This window comes from Ewingella allii, assembly GCF_044430645.1.
Classification (GTDB): Bacteria; Pseudomonadota; Gammaproteobacteria; order Enterobacterales; family Enterobacteriaceae; genus Ewingella; species Ewingella allii.
This window is the reverse complement of record NZ_JAWUDN010000001.1, coordinates 1001739-1017853: the sequence shown is the minus strand read 5'-3', so window position 1 is coordinate 1017853 and position 16115 is coordinate 1001739. Positions and strand designations below refer to the sequence as shown.

The window sequence follows — 16115 nt, the reverse complement described above, 5'->3', positions numbered from 1 at the left end:
CTTTTTTACTGGGCGGAGCCTGCGAGGTCAATCACTCCGCAGTGGAAAGCCAGCGGCGGATCGACGTCCTGCGCGAGCCAGGTTGGGCCGTCGAGGTCAACAAACTTCGCCCCGGCGGCCAGCGGTAGCGCGGCGCGCACCGCCCGTGACGTACACAACATGCAGCCCAGCATGATGTCAAAACCTAGCGCATGGGCCCCTGACGCCAACCTTAGCGCCTCGGTCAAGCCGCCGGTTTTATCCAGCTTGATGTTGACCATCTCATAGCGACCTTGCAGCGCCTCCAACCCTTCCAGCGTGTGACAGCTTTCATCGGCACAAATTGGCAGCGGATGGATGAAGTTCTCCAGCGCGGAGTCCTGCCCGGCGGGAAGTGGCTGCTCAAGCATCATGACGCCTAAATCCGCCAGCAGCTGGCAGCGCGACGCCAGCCCTTCGCTCTGCCACGACTCATTGGCATCAACGATTAACGTCGCGTGCGGCACGGCGCTGCGGATCGCCACCATGCGCTCGGCAATCATGCGATCGTCAAGTTTCACTTTCAGCAGGGTTGCGCCGTTTTTCTGGTGCGTTAAGGCGGCGGCGGCCATCGCCTCGGGGGTATCCACACTCAGGGTCTGGGCCATGCTGATGGAGGAAAGCGGCTCAATGCCGGTGAGATCCCAAAGGCTGCGCCCGGTCTGCTGACTCTCCAAATTCCACAGCGCGCAGTCGAGGGCGTTGCGCGCCGCTCCGGCGGGCAGCAGGCGCTGTAGCTCGTCGCGGCTGGCGCCCTGCTCGATAGCGGGCAGCACGCTGGCTATCTGCTCCATCACGCTGGTTTCGCTTTCGCCATAGCGCGGATAAGGGGTGCATTCGCCAACGCCGCGCACGCCATTGTGTTCAATTTCTACCGTGACCACCCTCGCCTCGGTTCGACTCCCCCGTGAAATGACAAAGGCCGTGTGTAACGGCCAGGCTTCTGGATAAAAGCGCACACTTCTCATAACGGCTCCCAATTTTCCTCTGCCACCTTCGGCCCATGCTCAAAGGTTTAACACCGCGTCTCTTTTTCCAAAGTAGTTGAAATTGGCGCTTTTCAGCAAGTCAGAAAATGACCTGAAGTTAATTTGGATCAGTAACTTGGGATATCGCGCACAGCCCCCGCGGCTTCGCCCAAAACTTCGACGGGAAAACAATTATTTAGCAAACTTTATATATCCAATTCACAATTGTTATCCTAAACTGAGGGCCGTTTGTCTCATCTGTACAAAGGAAAATATCATGACCCAGACAGTACATTTTCAGAGCAACCCGGTTAGCGTTGCTGGCCAAATCCCACAGGTCGGCGATAACGTTAAGCCTTTTACTTTAGTCGCAAAAGATCTCTCTGATGTCAGCCTGAGCAGTTTTGTAGGTAAACGCAAGGTGCTGAACATCTTCCCAAGCATCGACACCGGCGTTTGTGCGGCATCCGTGCGTAAATTCAACCAGCTGGCGGGTGAAGTAGACAACACCGTGGTGCTGTGTATTTCTTCCGACCTGCCGTTCGCGCAGTCACGCTTCTGCGGCGCTGAAGGCCTGTCAAACGTAGTTACCCTCTCCACCCTGCGCGGCGGCGAGTTCAAGAATGACTACGGCGTGGCGATCACCGATGGCCCATTGGCGGGTCTGACGGCTCGTGCGGTTATCGTGCTAGATGGCCAGGACAACGTGCTGCACAGTGAGCTGGTGAACGAAATCACTACTGAACCTAATTACGAAGCTGCCCTGGCCGTACTGAAATAGTAGCTCTGGCCTAAGGCTTACAAGACAAAGCCCTGCGTTTGCAGGGCTTTTTTATGATTTTGTTAAAGCTGAATACGGCGATTATTCGTCGCTGCCGTCGGGCTTGCGGCTGCTCAGACCGTACTCGCGCAGCTTGTTGGCAATCGCGGTGTGGGAGACGCCGAGACGCTTCGCCAGCTTACGTGTACTTGGATAAGTGCGATAAAGCCGGGTTAACACCGAACGCTCAAAACGCTTGCTGATGTCGTCCAGCGAGCCGTTCAGCGCCTCTTCCCCCAGCGCCACTTCGGCATCAAAGTCAGGCAGAACCACGTCCTGCGGGCGCAGCTCGCCGCCTTCTAACTGGGTTAACGCCCGGTAAATGGCGTTTTTCAGTTGGCGAACGTTACCCGGCCAGCCGTAGTGCGTGAGGTAATTAGCCAGTTGGGAAGAGAGCTTCGGACGCGGCATCCCCTGCTCGTCGGAGAAACGCGCCACGAACAGCTCGGTGAGCGGCATCACGTCGGCCTGACGTTCGCGCAGCGGCGGCAGCGTCACGGTGAGCACGTTAAGGCGATAATAGAGATCCTCGCGGAATTCGCCGCGCTGTACCAGCTCCACCAAATTCTTCTGGGTGGCGCACATCACGCGCACATCCACTTTCACCTCATGCTCTTCACCCACGCGACGGAAAGTGCCGTCATTGAGGAAGCGCAGCAGCTTGATCTGCATTCTTGGCGACATTTCGCCGATTTCATCCAGCAGCACCGAGCCGCCGTTAGCCTGCTCGAAGAAGCCTTTTTTGCCTTCTACCGCGTTTGGGTAAGCCCCGGCGGCGTAGCCAAATAGCTCGCTCTCCACCACTTCATCCGGCAGTGAGGCGCAGTTCAGGCCGAGGAACGGCTTCTTGCCGCGCGCGCTGCGCAGATGGCAGGCGTGGGCCAGTAAATCCTTGCCGGTGCCGGTATCGCCGACAATCAGCAGCGGCGCATCGAGCATCGCCAGCTTGCGCGCCTGCTCCAACACCTGACGCATTTTGCTGCTCACCGCCACAATGTGGTCAAACTCGCTGTCATCGTTGACGGTTAAGTCTTGCAACTGGCGGCCCATGCGCGCCGTGGATTTGAGCATCACCACCGCGCCGACCATTTCGCTGGCCTGCTGCTCGTCGTTCAGCTCAATCGGCGTCAGGTCCATCAGGAAATCCTGACTGCGGATCACCACGCGCTCGGAGTGCGGGCGGCTGGATTCATTCTCCAGCCAGCGGGTAATGTTATAGCCGGTGATCAGGCTGGCGGCGGGCTGTTGGCGAATTTTGTCTTCGTCCATTTCAAACAGCGCCAGCGCGGCCGGGTTGGCGAGATCAACCTTGCCTTTCATGTCGATGGAGAAAACCGGTTCTGGCATGGAAACCAGCAAGGCGCGCAGCGCACGGTGCTCGCGTTCAGAAGGCATGAATGCCACGGTGCGGACATCCGTCACGCCGTCGATGCGCCGAATTTCGGCCATCAACGCGCGGAAAGTGTCAAAATCCAGTTGGGAGAAATTAAGGTAAATACGACCACTGGCCGCAATCTCAATGCCGCGCAGATCAATGCTACGCAGAACCAATAAATCGAGTAACTCTCGGGCAAGACCCAAGCGGTCTTCGCAAAAAACTTCCAGACGCATCAGTGTTGACCTTTTTCTGCCGGTGCGGAAATCGCTGGTGAGAATAATACTCTCTCAAGTACAGCGGAAGAAGAGACTGTCACAAAATGTTGACAGAAAATTGTAATAATTAGCAGAAAAATCTTAGGACAAGACTCAATTATCTTCAATTTTTGAAAATATGTTCAAAAGCTGAGCAGTGCCGCCCTCGTACCATTGGCAAAAATTATCTGCTAACATCGGCTGCTGATTTCACCGTCTAAAATGGTTCCCGACTATGAAGTTCGTCTCCTTTAATATCAACGGATTGCGCGCGCGTCCGCACCAACTCGCCGCCCTTATCGAGCAACATCAGCCAGACGTTATCGGCCTGCAAGAAACCAAAGTGCATGACGATATGTTCCCGCTGGAAGAGGTTAGCCAGCACGGCTACCACGTTTTCTATCACGGCCAAAAAGGTCACTACGGCGTGGCGATGCTCACCAAGCAGGAGCCAGTTGCCGTGCGCCGTGGCTTCCCGGGCGACGAAGAAGACGCCCAGCGCCGCATCATCATGGCGGATATCGAAACCCCGCAGGGCCTGCTGACCGTGATTAACGGCTACTTCCCACAGGGCGAAAGTCGTGACCACCCGACCAAATTCCCCGCCAAAGCGCGTTTCTATCAGGATTTGCAGGACTACCTGACAAATCACCTGTCGGTACAAAATCCGGTGCTGGTGATGGGCGATGTGAACATCAGCCCGACCGATTTGGATATCGGCATTGGCGAAGACAGCCGCAAACGCTGGCTGCGCACCGGCAAGTGCTCCTTCTTGCCAGAAGAGCGCGAGTGGATGGATCGCCTGAAAGGCTGGGGCTTGGTGGATACTTTCCGTTTCGCCAACCCAGAGGTGAACGATCGGTTCTCGTGGTTCGACTATCGCTCTAAAGGCTTTGATGAAAACCGCGGCCTGCGCATCGACCTGCTGTTAGCCAGCACCCCGCTGGCGGCGCGCTGCATCGCCACTGGCATCGATTACGACATTCGTGCAATGGAAAAGCCTTCTGACCACGCGCCGGTGTGGGCCGAATTCGACCTGAAATGACCGACAAGGCGGCTCTGCCGATAGTGGACGTGGTGGCGGCGATCATTGAGCGGGATGGCAACATTCTGCTGGCTCGCCGCGACGCCTCCAGCGATCAGGCAGGCCTGTGGGAGTTCCCCGGTGGCAAAGTAGAAGCCGGGGAAACTCAGCCACAGGCGTTGATTCGTGAGTTGCAGGAAGAGATGGCCATCGATGTACAGGTGGAAGCTTGGGTTGCCAGTCACGACACTCCCCAGACGGCGCGGATCATACGCCTGCACGCCTGGCGCGTTTCGGCTTTCCAAGGTGACATTACGTTACGTTGTCACTCGGAATATGTTTGGGTGACGCCGCAACAGGCGTTTAGCTACGCGCTGGCCCCGGCCGATGTCCCCTTGCTGGAAGCCTACTGCGCTAGGCACTCAGGCTAGATGAATAAAACTAAGGGCGCCCTCTCGGCGCCCTTTTGCTATTCACTGATCACTTGCAGAACGGCTGGCGTTACTTCTTCATCCGTTCCCATTTCAAATCGTTAGTGCCCACCACCTGCGGGTCGCGCACGCACTGCAATACAATGCTGTCTGCTGTTACCACCGCCCCTTCGGTGTAGCTTTTGTTATTGTAAATGCAGCAGTTATGACAGGTCGGCGCGCTATTTTGATTGGCATTGGCGCTGTTCTCCCACACCTGCGGCGGCAGGGGAACCACGATATCTGCACCATTGCCGATGCCAGGGCGATTGGCCATCGCGGGCGCGGCCAGCAGCAGCGAACTGCCTAACACGGCCATTATCAGTTTATTCATCATGGGTCGCTTCCTTACCTTTTGGCGGTGCCTTACGGCGTTTAGGGGCGCTCTTCGCGCCTTTGGCACCGCTCGCCGCCTTGCCTGCACCCGCCGGTTTGGACGGAATACTGCGAAACGCCGACGATACCCGGTTGGTTTTCGCCTGAATGATCAGGCTCTGTAAGGTCGCGACCAGAGGCTGCATAAAGTCCTGATAGCGGCAATTTTTCTCACTGATACGGGTCAGCGTGGACTCCCAGTCAGCAGTCATATCCGGGCGTCCGGCAATGTCTGGCAGCGAGTGGATCAGCGCCCGGCCAGTGTCGCTCGAGTGAATATAGCGCCCCTTCTTGTAGAGGAACTCGCGGCGGAACAGCAGCTCAATAATCCCCGCGCGGGTGGCTTCAGTGCCTAAACCGTCGGTGGCGCGCAGGATTTTCTTCAATGCCTTGTCCTGCACGAAACGGGCGATCCCGGTCATCGCGGAGAGCAGCGTGGCGTCGGTAAAAGGCCGTGGCGGCTGGGTTTGTCGCTCGACCACTTCACCTCGTTCGCACAGCAATTCATCGCCCTTGGCGACCACCGGCAGCGGCGTGCCTTCATTCTCTTCGTCACGCTCTTTGCTGCCCAACAGGGTGCGCCAGCCCGCTTCGGCCAGAAAACGCGCCTTGGCAATGAACTTGCCCCCGGCGATATCCAGATCAATCACGCATTTGCGGAAAACGGCGTCCGGGCAGAACTGCATCAAATACTGGCGTGCCACCAGATTATAGATCTTCTGCTCGTCGTCGGTGAGATTGACCTTGCTGCTGCGCGCCGTCGGGATAATGGCGTGGTGAGCATCCACCTTTTTGTCATCCCAGCAGCGATTGCGTTTATCCACGTCCACCACCGGCTGCGGCAGTAAATCGGGCTGATGGATGCTGATGGCATTGAGCACCGAGTGCCGCCCGGCAAAATGCTCTTCAGGCAGGTATCGGCAATCCGAACGCGGATACGTAATCAATTTGTGCGTTTCATACAGCCGCTGGCAAATATCGAGGATTTGCTGGGCGCTGAGACCAAAGGCTTTCGAACCTTCAATCTGTAATGAGGAGAGGGAAAACGGCAGCGGCGCGGTGTCGTTTTCGCGCTTGTCGTTGTAGCCGGTGACTAGCGCGGGCTGGCCCGCAATGCGCGCCACCACGTGGTCGGCCAGCGGGCGGTGCAGCAGTCGGCCCTCTTCATCCTGATAGGGCTCGCAGGACTCGCTCGGCTGCCACAGCGCCACAAATCGCTCATCCAGCGGCGTGACGATATGGGCTTTGACTTCGAAATAATCTTTAGGGACGAAGTTTTCAATCTCTTCGTCGCGGCGCACCACCAGCCCGAGTACCGGCGTCTGCACCCGTCCGACGGAGAGCACGCCGTTATAGCCCGCGTTGCGCCCCAAAATGGTATAGGCGCGGGTCATATTGATGCCATAAAGCCAGTCGGCGCGGGAGCGCGCCAGCGCCGAGACGCAGAGCGGAATAAAGTCGCGATTATCGCGCAGGCGCTCAACGGCGCGTTCTACGGCCTGCGGGTTGAGGTCGTTAATCAGGCAGCGTTGCACGCTTTGGCGTTTTTCCGGCGTCAGTTCGAGGTAGTCCAGCACCTCGTCCACCAGCAGTTGCCCTTCGCGATCCGGGTCACCCGCGTGGATAACCTGAGTGGCTTCCAACAGCAGTTTTTTAATAACATTCAGCTGCTTAGCGACCGAAGAGCGCGGCTGAAGCTGCCATTTCTCGGGGATAATCGGCAAGTCGTTGAGGTTCCAGCGCGCATAGCGGCTGTCGTAGGCATCGGGCTGCGCCTGCTCCAGCAAATGGCCGACGCACCAGGTAACGACCTGATCGTTGCCGCAGGCGATAAAACCGTCGCCGCGACGATGAGGTTTTGGCAAAACGTCAGCGATAGCGCGAGCCAGGCTGGGCTTTTCGGCAATAAATAAACGCATCAGGCAGCATCCTTAACTGTCAGATTGGGTAATACCGTTTTTATCGCCCTGAGTCTCATCGTCCATCCTTTGTTCACAGCATCGTTGGGGGTGCAGGTAGGACTATGTTAGCCGTTGGCGGAGGAATTGGTAAGTCACGAAGGGGTCGAGAGTAGAATGGTCGCTCACAAAGTCAGCGAAATACCGGTTTATCGGAATAATGCCCGCTAAACCGGCGAATTTCAGAGCAGCGAATGGCGGTTTATCTGCCACTGAAGCTCATTACAGATAAGAGACGAAAGCGCTGCTGTCGGCCGGGATCACCTGAGTGCTGGACTTCAGCTGCGGCGTGCCGAGGTAGAGGAAGCCGACGATTTTGTCGGTTGGTCCACATTTGAATGCGGCGCGAACGTCTGGGTGATCGGTCCACGCGCCGGTGCGCCAGATGCCGTTAAAGCCCTGAGCCAGCGCGGCCATTTGCATCGCCTGCACCGCACAGCCCGCAGAAACCACCTGCTCCCACTCTGGCACTTTGGCGCTCTCTTTGCAGTTGGCGATAATGGTGATGATTTGCGGCGCACGCAGCGGTGCCTGAGTGGCCTTTTCAATCGCCTTCTCATCGGCACCGTCTTTGATGGCGGCGGCGCGCAGTAACTCGCTAAAGCGCGTCAGGCCATCGTTTTCGGCGATAACAAACTTCCACGGCTGTAAGGCTCCGTGGTCAGGGGCGCGCATACCCGCATTAATGATGTTTTGCAGTGCCTCGCCCGCCGGGGCTGGAGCCGCCAAGCGTGAAGCCGAACGGCGATTCAACAATAAGTCTAGAGCGTCCATTTAAATCTCCCTAAGCGCTTTTGATAATGATAGGCATTTACCTAACGTTAACATAAGCAGCCAGCCTTTTGCTAACCACAGATTTCGCCATAGCACCGCGTGATTACTGCCCCTTTGCCAAATTCTGACATGATTTAAAGCTGACATTTCTCCGGCGGGTCATTAGGATAGCGATACTTTTCCCGTCTTGTTGGAGAGACCATGCGCACATTGTGGCGAATAATCGCCGGTTTTTTTAAGTGGACCTGGCGTCTTCTTAATTTCGTCAGAGAGTTCATCCTCAACGTATTCCTCATCCTGCTCATTTTGCTGTGTGTCGGAGTCTATTTCTCATTCCAATCCAAACCTGCGGATACCACCACTAAGGGTGCCCTGCTGGTTGATTTAAGTGGAACCGTGGTGGACAAGCCGTCGGTGAACAACAAGGTTCGCCAGTGGGGACGCGAGCTGCTGGGTACTTCCAGCAACCGCCTACAGGAAAACTCACTGTTTGATTTGGTCGACACTATTCGTCAGGCCAAAGATGACAAAAACATCACCGGCATGGTGCTGCAACTGAGTGATTTCACCGGCACTGACCAGACGTCGCTGAACTACATCGGTAAAGCCCTCCGCGAATTCCGCGACAGCGGCAAGCCGATTTACGCCATCAATGACAGCTATGACCAGTCGCAATACTATCTGGCGAGCTATGCCAACAAGATCTACCTGTCGCCACAGGGCGCGGTGGATTTACACGGTTTCGCCACCAATAACCTCTACTACAAGTCGCTGCTCGACAAGCTGAAGGTCACCACCAATATCTTCCGCGTGGGGACCTACAAGTCGGCGGTTGAGCCGTTGATTCGCGATGACATGTCCCCTGCCGCGCGTGAAGCCGACAGCCGTTGGATTGGCGCACTGTGGAACAACTACCTCAATACCGTGTCGGCTAACCGCCAAATCACCCCTGAGCAGCTGTTCCCTGGCGCGGCTGGCGTTCTGGCCGGTATGCAGCAGACCGGCGGCGATATGGCGCAATACGCGCTGAAAGCTAAGCTGGTTGATACTCTGGCTTCACGCAACGAAGCGGATAACGACATGGTGAAAGCCTTTGGCTGGAACAAGCAGGCCAAAGACTTTAACTACACCAGCATCTACGACTACTCCACCAAGTCGAAGCCGGATAATAACGATCCGCAAATCGCGGTTATCTTCGCTAACGGTGCAATTAACGACGGTGAAGAGCAAGCCGGTGCAGTGGGTGGCGACACCACCGCTCAGCAAATTCGCGATGCGCGCCTTGATCCAAAAATCAAAGCTATCGTGTTCCGCGTAAACAGCCCGGGCGGCAGCGTCAGCGCCTCTGAAGTGATCCGCTCTGAACTGGCAGCAGCGCGCGCGGCGGGTAAACCTGTAGTGGTTTCCATGGGTGGCATGGCGGCATCGGGAGGCTACTGGATCTCAACGCCGGCGAACTACATTATTGCCAGCCCAAGCACGCTGACCGGCTCGATCGGTATTTTCGGGGTAATTAACACCTACCAAAATACCCTCGACAACTTTGGCGTGCATACCGACGGCGTGGCGACATCGCCGCTGGCCGACGTTGCCGCGACCAAAGCCTTGCCGCCGGAGTTCTCGCAGATGATGCAGTTGAACATCGAGAACGGCTACAAAACCTTCATCGGTTTAGTGGCGAAAGCGCGTAATAAAACCCCTGAGCAGATCGACCAGATTGCCCAAGGCCACGTCTGGATTGGTTCTGATGCCAAAAATGACGGTCTGGTGGACCAACTGGGTGATTTCGATGATGCCGTGAAGAAAGCCGCCGAGCTGGCGAAACTGCCAAAATGGCAGCTGAACTGGTACGTCAACGAGCCAAGCTTCACCGATCTGGTGTTTTCACAGGTGAGCGCCTCGGCGCACGCCATGCTGCCAGCGGCGGTTCAGGCTTACCTGCCTGCGCCGGTGACCAAAATGGCGCTGGAGTTGAAATCTCAGGCTGATTTGTTCAATAACATGAACGATCCGCAAAACCGCTACGCGCTGTGCCTGACCTGCGGCGACGTGAAATAAGTTTCTCCTCGCCCTGCCAAAAGCCCGTGCTTAACCGCCGGGCTTTTTTATTTTTGAGACAAACACCTTGTTGCCCTTATACTTCCAGCCATCGCAGTTTGTATTTCTGAAAAGCTCTATATTCCGAAAGCAATCTTTCTAAAAAAACAAAGAATCCTGTCATGACCAAAAAATCAATTTATGTCGCCTACACCGGCGGTACCATCGGTATGCAACGCTCTGAAAACGGCTATATCCCGGTCTCCGGCCACCTGCAGCGCCAACTGGCGCTGATGCCTGAGTTCCACCGCCCGGAGATGCCTGAGTTCACTATTCAAGAATACGCGCCGCTGATGGACTCCTCCGACATGACGCCGGAAGACTGGCAGCACATCGCCGACGATATTCTGGCCCATTACGATGAGTACGACGGGTTCGTTATCCTGCACGGCACGGATACCATGGCGTTCACCGCCTCGGCGCTCTCCTTTATGCTGGAGAACCTCGGCAAGCCGGTCATTGTGACAGGGTCACAAATTCCGCTAGAGGCTCTGCGCTCTGACGGCCAAATTAACCTGCTGAATTCGCTGTATATCGCAGCGAACCATCCGGTGAACGAAGTCTCGCTGTTCTTCAACAATCGCCTCTATCGCGGCAACCGCAGCACCAAGGCCCATGCCGACGGCTTCGACGCCTTTGCGTCGCCAAATCTTGCGCCGCTGCTGGAGGCCGGGATCCACATTCGCCGTCTGTCTACGCCTTCTATCCCGCCCGCCACTGGCCCGCTGAAGGTGCATGACATCACACCACAGCCGATTGGCGTGGTGACGATTTATCCGGGGATCTCTGCCGAAGTGGTAGAAAACTTCCTGATGCAGCCGGTTAAGGCCTTGATCCTGCGCTCCTATGGCGTGGGTAATGCGCCGCAGAAAGGCGACCTGCTGAAAGTGCTGAAAGACGCCTCCGAGCGCGGCATCGTGGTGGTTAACCTCACCCAGTGTATCTCCGGCCGTGTGGATATGGGTGGCTATGCCACCGGCAACGCGCTGGCGCACTCCGGCGTGATCAGCGGCTTTGATATGACCGTGGAAGCCACGCTGACCAAACTGCATTACCTGCTGAGCCAGCCGCTGTCGGCTGAGGAAATCCGTGTCTTGATGCAGCAAAACCTGCGCGGTGAGCTGACCGAATAACAGGAGTGCCCGATGAAAACCGCATTATTGTTGATCGACCTGCAAAATGATTTCTGCCCCGGCGGCGCGCTGGCGGTGCAGGAAGGCGATGCCACGATTAGCGTGGCGAATCAGGCTATTGAGACCTGTAAGTCACAGGGCATTGCCGTGGTGGCGTCGCAGGACTGGCACCCGCAGGCCCACGGCAGCTTTGCCGTAAACGCCAATGAAGAGCCGTGGACGCTGGGTGAACTCGACGGCCTGCCGCAGGTGTGGTGGCCGGTACACTGCGTCCAGGACCAGCGCGGCGCGGAATTCCACCCGCAGCTTGATAGCCAGCAATTCGATCACGTGGTGCGCAAAGGTCAAAACGTCGCTATCGATAGCTATAGCGCGTTTTTCGATAATGCTCATCGCGCCGCCACCGGATTACACCAATGGTTGCAAGAAAAGCAGGTGCAGCGCCTGATTGTCATGGGGCTGGCGACGGATTACTGCGTCAAGTTTACCGTGCTGGACGCGCTAGAACTGGGGTATAAGGTTGAGTTGCTGGTCGAAGGCTGCCGAGGCGTGAATCTCAACCCGCAGGACAGCCAGCAGGCGATTCATGAGATGCAGCAGGCCGGGGCTGAGCTTATTACCCTGGCTGATCTGAGCTAATACCTCTGACCACCAGATATGACAAAGGGCGCATTAGCGCCCTTTTCTTATTGCTCATAGTGCTGCGCGCTTATTCCGGTTTGATGCGGATTAAGGCTTCCTGAGCAAACTGCTGCTTCAGTTCCTGCTTGCTCTTGGTGACGATTTGGCCGTCAGTGCCAATGCTCATGTGCTGGGCATCGGTGTTGTGGCGGGCCTGATAGAGCATCACCATTTGCAGACTGTTCTCTTTCTGCTCCGGCGTCAGCTTCACGCCGTCCGGCCACTTCCCCAATTCCACGGCTTGCGCCAGTCGCTGGTAAATCTCCGGCGTCATCACGCCGACCAAATCATTAATTTCCATCAACCGCTCTCTCGTCTTGGCTAATTATTCATCGGGTGGTGAATAATGGCTGAATCGATTTTGTCGTTTAAATTACACCCCAGCTTTAACGGGTGTTTATCCCATCATTTAGCCCGCTGTTTTGTCGCCGTTTTCACCATCGATAAAGCTCATCGAGGCCGAGTTTACACAGTAACGGTCACCGGTTGGCTCTGGGCCGTCTGGGAAAACGTGCCCCAAATGAGCGTCACAGTTGGAGCAGCGGATTTCCACCCTTTCCATATTGTGAGAATTATCAGTCAGATACGTGATTGCGTCGTGGGTCACTGGCTGATAGAAACTCGGCCAGCCGCAGCCGGAGTCATATTTGGTATCGGAGTAGAAAAGCGGCGAATTGCACACCAGACAGTGATAGATCCCATCACGTTTATTGTGCAGTAATTTACCGGTATACGGGCGTTCGGTACCGCGCTCTTGCGTCACATAATGCTGGATTTCAGTGAGTTGTACTGAAGAAGATGGATCTTTGGATTCATTGGCCATGGTTGTCATTCTCTGCCAGATAGGAAAATCAACTAAAATAACAGCTTATTATAACAATAAATTAACAACGAGTCTGCACGTTTTGGCTTAAACTGTATGCCATCGGCGTTGAGCCAAAGGGCAATGTGATGCAGATCACATATTTGTACTTGATGCACTTTATATTCGGCGAAATGGCCCCCATGTCTTTTCTAGCCGATTAGAAAACGGAATGTGCAATATCCGAGCAAAAGTGAGTCTGAGCTTTGACTTACAGCAAGTATTGACACGATTCCGCTTGACGCTTAGGAAGGTTTTTGTAATTTTACAACCAACCTTTTATTCACTAAATAATAGCTGGTGGAATATATGACTATCAAAGTAGGTATCAACGGTTTTGGCCGTATCGGTCGCATTGTTTTTCGTGCTGCTCAAGAACGTTCTGACATCGAGATCGTAGCAATCAACGATCTGTTAGACGCTGACTACATGGCATACATGCTGAAGTACGACTCAACCCACGGCCGTTTCGACGGTACCGTTGAAGTTAAAGACGGTCATCTGGTTGTAAATGGCAAAACCATCCGTGTTACTGCTGAGCGTGATCCAGCTAACCTGAAATGGAACGAAGTTAACGTTGACGTTGTTGCTGAAGCAACCGGTCTGTTCCTGACCGACGAAACTGCACGTAAACACATCGCAGCTGGCGCTAAGAAAGTTGTTCTGACTGGTCCATCTAAAGATGACACCCCAATGTTCGTTATGGGCGTTAACCATAAAGAATACGCAGGTCAGGAAATCGTTTCTAACGCTTCTTGTACTACTAACTGCCTGGCACCTCTGGCTAAAGTTATCAACGACAAGTTCGGTATCGTTGAAGCGCTGATGACCACTGTTCACGCAACTACCGCTACTCAGAAAACCGTTGATGGCCCGTCTCACAAAGACTGGCGCGGCGGCCGCGGCGCATCTCAGAACATCATCCCTTCTTCTACCGGTGCAGCTAAAGCTGTAGGTAAAGTTATCCCTGCTCTGAACGGCAAACTGACTGGTATGGCGTTCCGCGTTCCAACCACCAACGTTTCTGTTGTTGACCTGACTGCACGTCTGGAAAAACCAGCTTCTTACAAAGAAATTTGTGAAGCGATTAAAGCTGCTGCTGAAGGCGAGCTGAAAGGCGTTCTGGGCTACACCGAAGATGAAGTGGTTTCTACCGATTTCAACGGCGAAAAACTGACTTCAGTATTCGATGCTAAAGCAGGTATCGCTCTGAACGACAACTTTGTGAAACTGGTTTCTTGGTACGATAACGAAACTGGCTACTCAAACAAAGTTCTGGACCTGATTTCTCATATCTCCAAATAATTGGCTGATGTGAAGAAATGATTGAAGGGCGACGCTAAGTCGCCCTTTTGCTTTCTGCCGATCAAGGATTCAACTCATGACCGCAAAACTCTTTACTCTACCCGTCTTAAAACAAATCACGCCGGCAATCAGCCAGCGTCAGATTGATGAATTACCGGTTCTGGTTATCACCCATCCTAAATTACGCGCAGCCATCACCTTACAAGGTGCTCATTTGGTGGCGTGGCAGCCTGAAGGCGAAGAACCTATTATCTGGCTGAGCAAAGAAACCGCGTTCAAGCCTGGCGTGGCTATTCGCGGCGGCGTGCCAATCTGCTGGCCTTGGTTCGGCCCGGCGGGTAAACCTTCGCACGGCTTTGCGCGCAATTTGGCGTGGGAACTGACTTCTCATAGTGAAAATGAGCAAGGCGTCGAGCTGGCTCTGACGTTGAAAGACAGCGCAGAAACCCGCGAACTCTGGCCACACGAGTTCCAGCTGACCGCCAAATTCACCCTCGGCGAGACCTGTCACATTGAGCTGGAGTCCACCGGTGATTTTGAAACCACCAGCGCCCTGCACGCCTACTTCAACATTGGCGACATCGACAAAGTAAAAGTGACCGGCCTCGGCCAGCCTTTCATCGACAAAGTGAATGGCGGGAAAGAATCTGAGCTGCAAGGCGATTTGACCTTCAACGGCCAGGTTGACCGCATCTTCACCCAGCCACAGGCCACCAGCCTGATCGTGGATTCAGCATTCAACCGCACGCTGGTGGTAGAACATCACCACAATAGCGACGTGATTGCCTGGAACCCGGGTGTGGAATTGTCCACCAGCATGAAAGACATGGCGGATGACAGCTACAAGACCATGGTGTGTGTGGAAACCGGCTGCGTCACGCAGGCGCAGAAGAGCACCGCGTCTAAACCAGCCAAACTGGCTGTAACTATTAGTAAAAAATAGTGCCCTGACTTTTTGTCGCACTGCAGATGTGCAAATGGGGCGAATCGCCCCATTTTGTAGCAAACTACGCCCCATTTTGGGGCGAGTCTGTTTTTAGAAGCTGTAAGTCACGCCAGTCCACAACATCCCGGAGTAAGATTTATCCACCATCGGGCTATCTTTAACTTCGCTATCCAGACGGATATAGCGGCCCATGAAGAAGGCTTGCCAATCTTTGTTGATGTCATACTTGGCAGACAGCTCTAAATACGGGCTGAAGCTGTCATCCGGCGAGTAGCTGCTCAGGCCGCTACGGCGTGATTCGTTGCTGTTAATACCGTAGTAGTATTGGTTTTCGTTACTGCTGCTCCACTGCACACCGATACCCGGTACCAGCGCCCAATTGTCCTGGTGGAAGGTGTAGAGGTAAGCCAGGTCAGCCACCATGCCATCACTGTTATCCAGCACGTCACCGTTGAAGGTGGTACGGATAGTACCCCAGTCTTCGATATGTGAATAAGCCAGACCCGCCATCAATGTCCCACGGCGTTTATCTAAACGCTTCATCTGAGAATCATCAGAATCGTCAGGCTTAAAGCCGAACGGAATGTAAGTCGCGGTCAGGCTGAATTTGTTCTGATCGTCTTTCCACAGGTAATAACCGGCAGTCAGCGTGTGGAAATAAAAATCATCGCCTTCATAACTGATGATCGGAACTGGGAGAACTTTAGTGTCATACCCTTTATACGGATTTACGTCGACTAATGCTGATGCACCCAGCGACCATGTCCCCGCCGCAGCGGCGTGGCTACACAGGACGGCTGCGGTTGCGATGGACAATGTTTTGAAATGCGAAATTTTCATTGTTATTAATTCCCTTAATTTAAAAACCGCCAGTAGTGTAAGCGAAGAATAATCGCTTCGCTTAGCATTTACAGTTGTCGTGAATAACTTACGCAGAAAAACCAAGGCGATCGCATAATTTATATGCAAAGTATGAAATAAAAATGACTAAACGCGAGGCATTACCCGCGCAGCCCACGTCCTACAAGGCTTCAAAGTAGAAACCCCTGAAG

16 protein-coding genes are annotated in these 16115 nt (G+C 54.6%); 8 read left to right on the top strand and 8 right to left on the bottom strand.

Translation table 11 applies throughout. From position 1 onward, the window contains the following. Nucleotides 1-5: 5 nt before the first annotated feature. Nucleotides 6-986, bottom strand: coding sequence for an L-Ala-D/L-Glu epimerase (gene ycjG / locus SBO83_RS04920; protein ID WP_396130643.1), 981 nt, complete (start codon nucleotides 984-986; stop codon nucleotides 6-8). A 277-nt stretch (nucleotides 987-1263) separates the two neighbouring features. On the opposite strand from ycjG, the gene tpx reads away from it, so the two are divergent. Continuing rightward, nucleotides 1264-1767, top strand: coding sequence for a thiol peroxidase (gene tpx / locus SBO83_RS04915; RefSeq protein WP_396130642.1), 504 nt, complete (start codon nucleotides 1264-1266; stop codon nucleotides 1765-1767). Between the two features lie 81 nt (nucleotides 1768-1848). On the opposite strand, the gene tyrR is transcribed toward tpx, so the two are convergent. Beyond that, entirely contained in the window at nucleotides 1849-3417 is a 1569-nt protein-coding gene (gene tyrR / locus SBO83_RS04910; protein ID WP_396130641.1) for a transcriptional regulator TyrR, read from the bottom strand. A gap of 256 nt (nucleotides 3418-3673) precedes the next feature. On the opposite strand from tyrR, the gene xthA reads away from it, so the two are divergent. Further along, entirely contained in the window at nucleotides 3674-4483 is an 810-nt protein-coding gene (gene xthA / locus SBO83_RS04905) for an exodeoxyribonuclease III (RefSeq protein WP_396130640.1), read from the top strand. A 14-nt stretch (nucleotides 4484-4497) separates the two neighbouring features. Further along, nucleotides 4498-4893 carry a pyrimidine (deoxy)nucleoside triphosphate diphosphatase gene (locus SBO83_RS04900; RefSeq protein ID WP_396130925.1) on the top strand — a complete coding sequence of 132 codons (396 nt, stop codon included), beginning with the start codon at nucleotides 4498-4500 and terminating at the stop codon, nucleotides 4891-4893. 70 nt (nucleotides 4894-4963) lie between these two features. Here SBO83_RS04900 and SBO83_RS04895 read toward each other — a convergent pair whose 3' ends face one another. From SBO83_RS04895 to SBO83_RS04885, 3 genes are all read right to left on the bottom strand, one after another. Continuing rightward, nucleotides 4964-5269, bottom strand: coding sequence for a DUF1496 domain-containing protein (locus SBO83_RS04895; RefSeq protein ID WP_353502125.1), 306 nt, complete (start codon nucleotides 5267-5269; stop codon nucleotides 4964-4966). Further along, a complete protein-coding gene (locus SBO83_RS04890; RefSeq protein WP_396130639.1) occupies nucleotides 5259-7226 on the bottom strand; it encodes a DNA topoisomerase III in 1968 nt (655 codons plus the stop codon). The genes SBO83_RS04895 and SBO83_RS04890 overlap by 11 nt, the downstream gene beginning before the upstream one ends. 261 nt (nucleotides 7227-7487) lie before the next feature. After that, the gene (locus SBO83_RS04885) at nucleotides 7488-8039 is read right to left on the bottom strand and encodes an NAD(P)H nitroreductase (RefSeq protein ID WP_353502127.1); all 552 of its coding nucleotides are present in this window, start codon (nucleotides 8037-8039) and stop codon (nucleotides 7488-7490) included. 201 nt (nucleotides 8040-8240) lie between these two features. On the opposite strand from SBO83_RS04885, the gene sppA reads away from it, so the two are divergent. From sppA to pncA, 3 genes are all read left to right on the top strand, one after another. Then, entirely contained in the window at nucleotides 8241-10097 is a 1857-nt protein-coding gene (gene sppA, locus SBO83_RS04880) for a signal peptide peptidase SppA (protein WP_353502128.1), read from the top strand. Between the two features lie 161 nt (nucleotides 10098-10258). Continuing rightward, entirely contained in the window at nucleotides 10259-11269 is a 1011-nt protein-coding gene (gene ansA, locus SBO83_RS04875; RefSeq protein ID WP_353502129.1) for an asparaginase, read from the top strand. Between the two features lie 12 nt (nucleotides 11270-11281). Next, nucleotides 11282-11908, top strand: a complete 627-nt coding sequence (pncA, locus tag SBO83_RS04870) for a bifunctional nicotinamidase/pyrazinamidase (protein ID WP_396130638.1) — start codon at nucleotides 11282-11284, stop codon at nucleotides 11906-11908. A gap of 70 nt (nucleotides 11909-11978) precedes the next feature. Here pncA and SBO83_RS04865 read toward each other — a convergent pair whose 3' ends face one another. Both SBO83_RS04865 and msrB read right to left on the bottom strand, forming a co-directional pair. Continuing rightward, nucleotides 11979-12251 carry a DUF1315 family protein gene (locus tag SBO83_RS04865; protein ID WP_396130637.1) on the bottom strand — a complete coding sequence of 91 codons (273 nt, stop codon included), beginning with the start codon at nucleotides 12249-12251 and terminating at the stop codon, nucleotides 11979-11981. 108 nt (nucleotides 12252-12359) lie between these two features. Beyond that, nucleotides 12360-12773 (bottom strand): peptide-methionine (R)-S-oxide reductase MsrB, encoded by a 414-nt coding sequence (gene msrB / locus SBO83_RS04860; protein ID WP_353502132.1) that lies wholly within the window; start codon nucleotides 12771-12773, stop codon nucleotides 12360-12362. Between the two features lie 348 nt (nucleotides 12774-13121). Between msrB and gapA the strand changes: the two genes are divergently transcribed. Next, nucleotides 13122-14117 carry a glyceraldehyde-3-phosphate dehydrogenase gene (gapA, locus tag SBO83_RS04855; protein WP_154147643.1) on the top strand — a complete coding sequence of 332 codons (996 nt, stop codon included), beginning with the start codon at nucleotides 13122-13124 and terminating at the stop codon, nucleotides 14115-14117. A gap of 76 nt (nucleotides 14118-14193) precedes the next feature. Beyond that, nucleotides 14194-15060 (top strand): aldose epimerase family protein, encoded by an 867-nt coding sequence (locus tag SBO83_RS04850; RefSeq protein ID WP_396130636.1) that lies wholly within the window; start codon nucleotides 14194-14196, stop codon nucleotides 15058-15060. Between the two features lie 93 nt (nucleotides 15061-15153). Here the strand turns inward: SBO83_RS04850 and SBO83_RS04845 are convergent, their stop codons facing one another. Then, nucleotides 15154-15903, bottom strand: coding sequence for a MipA/OmpV family protein (locus SBO83_RS04845; protein ID WP_396130635.1), 750 nt, complete (start codon nucleotides 15901-15903; stop codon nucleotides 15154-15156). Nucleotides 15904-16115: the final 212 nt, after the last annotated feature.

What these genes read in the sequence shown, in the direction of transcription:
- ycjG (WP_396130643.1), bottom strand. Translation starts at nt 986, where the DNA reads ATGAGAAGTGTGCGCTTTTATCCAGAAGCCTGGCCGTTACACACGGCC.
- tpx (WP_396130642.1), top strand. Translation starts at nt 1,264, where the DNA reads ATGACCCAGACAGTACATTTTCAGAGCAACCCGGTTAGCGTTGCTGGC.
- tyrR (WP_396130641.1), bottom strand. Translation starts at nt 3,417, where the DNA reads ATGCGTCTGGAAGTTTTTTGCGAAGACCGCTTGGGTCTTGCCCGAGAG.
- xthA (WP_396130640.1), top strand. Translation starts at nt 3,674, where the DNA reads ATGAAGTTCGTCTCCTTTAATATCAACGGATTGCGCGCGCGTCCGCAC.
- SBO83_RS04895 (WP_353502125.1), bottom strand. Translation starts at nt 5,269, where the DNA reads ATGATGAATAAACTGATAATGGCCGTGTTAGGCAGTTCGCTGCTGCTG.
- SBO83_RS04890 (WP_396130639.1), bottom strand. Translation starts at nt 7,226, where the DNA reads ATGCGTTTATTTATTGCCGAAAAGCCCAGCCTGGCTCGCGCTATCGCT.
- SBO83_RS04885 (WP_353502127.1), bottom strand. Translation starts at nt 8,039, where the DNA reads ATGGACGCTCTAGACTTATTGTTGAATCGCCGTTCGGCTTCACGCTTG.
- sppA (WP_353502128.1), top strand. Translation starts at nt 8,241, where the DNA reads ATGCGCACATTGTGGCGAATAATCGCCGGTTTTTTTAAGTGGACCTGG.
- ansA (WP_353502129.1), top strand. Translation starts at nt 10,259, where the DNA reads ATGACCAAAAAATCAATTTATGTCGCCTACACCGGCGGTACCATCGGT.
- pncA (WP_396130638.1), top strand. Translation starts at nt 11,282, where the DNA reads ATGAAAACCGCATTATTGTTGATCGACCTGCAAAATGATTTCTGCCCC.
- SBO83_RS04865 (WP_396130637.1), bottom strand. Translation starts at nt 12,251, where the DNA reads ATGGAAATTAATGATTTGGTCGGCGTGATGACGCCGGAGATTTACCAG.
- msrB (WP_353502132.1), bottom strand. Translation starts at nt 12,773, where the DNA reads ATGGCCAATGAATCCAAAGATCCATCTTCTTCAGTACAACTCACTGAA.
- gapA (WP_154147643.1), top strand. Translation starts at nt 13,122, where the DNA reads ATGACTATCAAAGTAGGTATCAACGGTTTTGGCCGTATCGGTCGCATT.
- SBO83_RS04850 (WP_396130636.1), top strand. Translation starts at nt 14,194, where the DNA reads ATGACCGCAAAACTCTTTACTCTACCCGTCTTAAAACAAATCACGCCG.
- SBO83_RS04845 (WP_396130635.1), bottom strand. Translation starts at nt 15,903, where the DNA reads ATGAAAATTTCGCATTTCAAAACATTGTCCATCGCAACCGCAGCCGTC.